Source organism: Myxococcus sp. AB025B, assembly GCF_006518215.1.
In the GTDB taxonomy this organism is placed as follows: Bacteria; Myxococcota; Myxococcia; order Myxococcales; family Myxococcaceae; genus Myxococcus; species Myxococcus fulvus.
In genome coordinates this window covers 1-3,092 of record NZ_SRLW01000540.1, presented here as the reverse complement: position 1 = coordinate 3,092, position 3,092 = coordinate 1, and the positions used below count along the sequence as shown (strand labels likewise).

The following is a 3,092-nucleotide window of genomic DNA, read 5'->3' as shown; positions in this document are numbered from 1 at the left end:
CCCCGGCCCCTCACGTGGCCGTCCCCCTGGAGCAGGGCTACCGGGAGGCACGCCAGAAGGTGCTCGAGGACTTCGAGCTGCAGTTCCTCAAGGCCCTGCTGGAGCGCGCGGGAACCAACATCTCCCTCGCCGCGCGGCTGGCGAGGATGGACAGGAGCTACCTCATCGACCTGCTCCACCGGCACCACCTGCGCTGAGGCTCAGGGCCTCCAGTGCAAGTCCCCCGAGGCGCAGACCCGCACGCCCTGGGCGCACTGCTCGGTGAGCGTGTCGAAGCCCAGGTACACGTCCCCCTCGATGGCGTTGAGCGCCACGGGGCAGCTGTAGGCGCACCCCACGAGCGCCTCCTCGCGCAGGGCCGCCCCACCGCCGCTGGCCGCCAGCTCCTCGCAGGACTGGAGGGTCGCGGTGGCGCGGACGATGACGAACTCCTCCGGGGCCTCGCTGGAGACGGAGGCCCCCGAGAGGCTGCCCAGCGCCTGGCCAATCACCTGTCGCGCCTCGGGACGCGGCAGGTCGGTGATGTCGGGCAGCGGGGCGGGGATGCACACGCGGTGCCCGGGTATCACCGCGCAGTCATGCTCCGCGCACCAGCTGACGAGCTGCCCCGAACGACACCCCGGCAGGCCCCCCAGGCGGATGAAGTCGATGACGAGCGAGGACGGCACGTCCCCACCTCCGGCGGGAAGTGCCCGCGAGAGGAGGTAGGCGCCGTCGTCCTCCCGGCACAGGAAGCCGTCGAGTCCCTCGCCCTCCGCGCCGAACGTGAGCCGCACCTGCCGCACCTCGTTGCAGCCGGTGAAGAGCCCCCAGGCCAGCAGCCCCGCGAGGATGTGTCGTCTCAAAATCCCACCTCCGTGCGGACAGGCTGCCGCCAGAGCAGGGCCGTGGTGGTGGCGCCGGCGATGAGCGCGGCCACCCCCACCGCTATCCAGAAGTCCCTGCGCTGGTAGAGGGCCGGAGCGGGCTCGACGACGCGGCCCTGGACGAGCAGGTCGCGCAGGACGCCCTCCGCCGTCGCGTCGAGGGCCCGCGCGTCCCCCCGGCGCTCGGTCCGCGCCGCCGCGCGCCCATGCAGGGCCAGCGCGCCCCGCAACCGGACGCCCTCCTGCTCGGCCTCGGCGGTGAGCAGCACGAGCCGCGGCGCCCGGAGCGCGGTGGAGAGCAGACTCAGCGAGCCCGCGGAGTCCAGGTTCGCGGAGGAGTCACCATAGTGCGTGGACCACTGGCCGGCGGCCAGCTCGGGCGAGGCGGGCACCGTGGTGAAGGCGACGGGGAGCTCGGGGCCCCTGGCCGACACGACCTGGACCGCGAAATGTCGCCCCTCTGCATCGACGCGGAGCACGTGCCGCCCTTCCAGGACCTCGAGTGAGCACGGCGCCGTGCATACCCCGAGCCGTCCATCCAGGGAGATTCGCGCGGGGCCGGAGTCGGCGGAGATGCGCAGCGTCGTTCGCCCCCGCGCGGCCCCCTGCTCCGCCCCGGCGACGAGCACGCGTCCCACCTCGGGAGGCAGCACGCCGAGGTCCGCGGGCGGCTCCAGCCCGAGGACGCCCAGCTCGGAGGCCGCCTGGAGGGCCGTCTCCTCGCGCCCCAGGCCCAGATGACACGCCACCTGCCAGAGCAGCCACCGGGCGGCGACCTCGCGCCGCCCCTGGCTCAGGGCCCGGGGGAGCCCGCCCTCATCGCCGACGTCCTGGAGACAGTCCGCGAACTCGGCGTTGATGTAGTGCCGCCGTGCTTGCTGCAGGCGCCGCTCGGCCTCCAGGAGCTGGGCCTCCCCTCCGGGTCGGGCGGTGGCCGCGGGGAGCTCGGCGAGGCGCAGCGTCACGGGCACGCCCGGGGCCCCCTGCCGCGCCCAGGCCTGGACGGAGGCGCGCGCCTCGGGGTCCCCGACGACGAAGAGGGTGACCGCGGGGCGCGCGGCGGCGGGCTCGAGCGCGGACGCGCCGCTCCCCCAGAGAACCAGGAGCACCCATCCAAGAGAGAATCTCGGGCGGGAGGCCCCCACGCGGCGGAGGTATAACGAAGGTTCGAACGGACTCACCGGAGCGAGCCTCCAGAGGTGGAGAGACAGCGTGGAGTGGGGTGGTCGCTATCGGTTGGTGCGCCAGCTCGCGCAGGGCGGGATGGGCGAGGTCTGGGAGGCGAGCGCGACAGGTGAAGGCGGGTTCGCGCGGCGGGTGGCCATCAAGCGGCTGGTGGCCGAGCATGAGCGGGATGCGTCCCACGCGCGGATGTTCCTCGACGAGGCGCGCATCGCGAGCCGCCTGCACCACGCCAACATCCTGTCCATCCTCGACTATGGCGTGACGGACGGCCTCCCCTATCAGGTCCTCGAGTATGTGGACGGACTCGACGCGGAGCGGTTGCGCCAGCGGGGGCTCGCGGTGGACGAGTCCTTTCCGGTGGAGCTCGTGCTTCACGTCTGCGCCGAGGTTGCCCATGCGCTGCAGTATGCCCATGCGGCGAAGGATGAGGCGGGGCAGTTGCTGCAAATCGTACATCGGGACGTGAGCCCCTCGAACATCCTCGTGTCTTGGACCGGAGACGTGAAGCTGGCGGACTTCGGCATCGCGCTGGCCAGGGACCGGCAGGAGCGGACGCTCGCGGGGCAGACGAAGGGCAAGCTGGCGTACATGCCACCGGAGCAACTGACGCGGGGGGAGATGGATGGGCGCTCGGACCTCTTCGCGCTCGGGTGCGTGCTGCACGCCCTGCTGACGGGGTATAGCCCGCTGGCGCACGAGGACCGGATGGCGGACCTGCTCGCGGGCAAGGAGCTGGAGCTGTCGGACACGCTCCCCGAGGACGTCCGCGCGCTCGTCGCGCGAGCCGTCAAGAGGTCCCGACATCAGCGATTCCAGAGCGCGGCGGAGTTCGCCGAGGCGCTCGGCGAGGCGCTCACGGAGCGGACCGGGCGCGCCGGGCGCGTGCTGCTGGGCGATTGGCTGGCGCGACTCCAGGAGAAGGAAGCCGCCCGGGAACGCCCCGCTTCGGGATGGGCAGGCTCGCTCCTGGAAGTGGAGCAACTGCTCGACGGGGTCGTCGCTCCGACCGACAGGAGCATCACGGCCGTCCCTGTCCCGCCC

The 3,092-nt window shown here is 72.8% G+C and carries 3 protein-coding genes and 1 pseudogene; 2 read left to right on the top strand and 2 right to left on the bottom strand.

Features of this window, described 5'->3' with window-relative positions; translation table 11 throughout:
- Nucleotides 1-197: pseudogene (locus FL311_RS44630) on the top strand (AAA family ATPase); the annotation flags it as partial.
- Nucleotides 198-200: 3 nt separating this feature from the next.
- On the opposite strand, the gene FL311_RS42235 reads toward FL311_RS44630, so the two are convergent.
- Entirely contained in the window at nucleotides 201-845 is a 645-nt protein-coding gene (locus FL311_RS42235; RefSeq protein WP_141333261.1) for a hypothetical protein, read from the bottom strand.
- Entirely contained in the window at nucleotides 842-1,975 is a 1,134-nt protein-coding gene (locus FL311_RS42230; protein ID WP_141333260.1) for a PEGA domain-containing protein, read from the bottom strand. Before FL311_RS42230 ends, FL311_RS42235 begins: the two co-directional genes overlap by 4 nt.
- Before the next feature lie 103 nt (nucleotides 1,976-2,078).
- Here FL311_RS42230 and FL311_RS42225 point away from each other — a divergent pair.
- Nucleotides 2,079-3,092 (top strand): serine/threonine-protein kinase (locus FL311_RS42225; protein WP_141333259.1); only part of this gene is annotated, 1,014 nt, incomplete at its 3' end.